The sequence below is a fragment of the Pseudomonas sp. K8 genome (assembly GCF_014889455.1).
Taxonomy (GTDB): domain Bacteria; phylum Pseudomonadota; class Gammaproteobacteria; order Pseudomonadales; family Pseudomonadaceae; genus Aquipseudomonas; species Aquipseudomonas veronii.
Genome location: NZ_VJWO01000121.1, coordinates 1 through 1,037 on the forward strand (window position 1 = coordinate 1; position 1,037 = coordinate 1,037).

Below are 1,037 nucleotides of genomic sequence, written 5' to 3' on the forward strand. Positions count from 1 at the left end.
GTGTCATCGGCCGCGTTGGGACGCACCGCGACCAGCGCCGTGGCCTGCGCGCAGTTGGCCGGCTGTGCGTTCTCGCACACCTGGTAGGTGAGCGTGGTGGCGGCGGGCGTGGTGCCCGGCGCAACCGTGACCACGCCGTTGGCGGCCATGCTGTAGCCCGATACCAGGGTGGTCATCGATGCAGTAACCGGGGTGTTGCCGGGCACGATGGCCGCGCCGTTGAACGTGTCATTGAGCAGCACGCTGGGCGTGCTGCCGCCACTGGGCGGAATCGGGCCGGCGCTGTAATCTTCGTTCACTGCCACCAGCGCGGCGGCGGCGATGTTGATCGCCACCTGCGCGGTATCGCAGGTGGTGCCATCCGGCGCGGGCAGGCACACCTGGTAGGTGAGCGTGTCGGCCCCGCTCTGGCCCGCCGTGGCGGTGTACTGCAGGGTGCCGTCCGCCGCCAGCACGGCGGTGCCCTTGGTCGGGGCAACGGGGACGGTGAAGGTCGCACCGGCCGGCACGTTGTCGTTGGCGGCCAGGGTGAAGCTGCCCGGCTGGGTGCCGGTGACCGGTGGCGTGTTGGGGAGGAGGGTGAGGCGCGCCGGTGCGGTGGCGCGGGGGCCGGCATCCGGTGCAGGCAGGCGGCCCTGGTACTGCAGGGTCTGCGGCCCAGCGCCGGCGGGCGTGTAGCTGAAGCTGCCGTTTGCCTGCAGGGTGAAGGTGCCCGCGGCCGGCGGCGTGAGCACGCTGTAGGTGGCGCCGGCCGGCGCGTTGTCGTTGATGCTGACATCGCCCACCAGCGGCTGGCCAGCCGACGTGGTGTAGGTGTCGTCGGCGGCAGCGGGGGCGATCAGCAGCGCGACCGCAGCGGTGTCGCAGTTGCTGGTGGTGCCGGCTTCGCACAGCTCGTAGGTGATGCTCACCGCACCGGCGGCGGCACCGGCCGGGACGTTGATCACCCCGGCGCTGGTGATGGTGTAGCCCGGCGGTGCCGTGCCGGTCAGGCTCAGGGTGACCTGCGCAGCGGCCGCGGGCGCGCCGTTGTACAG

The 1,037-nt window shown here is 72.3% G+C and carries 1 protein-coding gene; it reads right to left on the bottom strand.

Features of this window, described 5'->3' with window-relative positions; genetic code table 11:
* The coding region (locus INT12_RS30470) for an Ig-like domain-containing protein (RefSeq protein WP_226926387.1) at window positions 1–1,037 on the bottom strand (1,037 nt) is incomplete at both ends.